Source organism: Ammonifex thiophilus, assembly GCF_003368535.1.
Lineage (GTDB): Bacteria > Bacillota > Desulfotomaculia > Desulfotomaculales > Ammonificaceae > Ammonifex > Ammonifex thiophilus.
Window position 1 is genome coordinate 1 of record NZ_QSLN01000067.1, and the last position, 399, is coordinate 399.

The 399-nt window shown below is 63.7% G+C and carries 1 protein-coding gene; it reads left to right on the forward strand.

Features of this window, described 5'->3' with window-relative positions:
- Positions 1–399: RHS repeat protein (locus DXX99_RS11090; RefSeq protein ID WP_134643025.1), on the forward strand; the 399-nt coding region annotated here is incomplete at both ends.

The window sequence follows — 399 nt, forward strand, 5'->3', positions numbered from 1 at the left end:
TGCTACCACCCGCTACTGCTACGACTCCCAGAACCGGCTCATAAAGGAGATCGACCCCCTGGGCAACGAGACCGTCTACGAGTACTACCCGGACGGCCTTCTGAAGAGCAAAACCCTGCCCGGGGGGAGGAAAATAACCTACACCTACGAGGGTGGGCTGGTAGGCTCCGTCACCGATCCCGCCGGGGAGACCACCCGCTACTCCTACGATGCCGCCGGCAGGCTCGTATCCCTCACGGACGCGGCGGGGCGCACCTTCACCTTCGCCTACGACGGCAACGACAACCTGCTTGAGGTCAAAGACCCGGCTGGCAGGGTCTGGCGCTTCGAGTACGACTCCCGGGGCCGGATGGTAAAAGAGCTGCGTCCCGGAGGGGTCACCCTCTCCTACGAGTACGA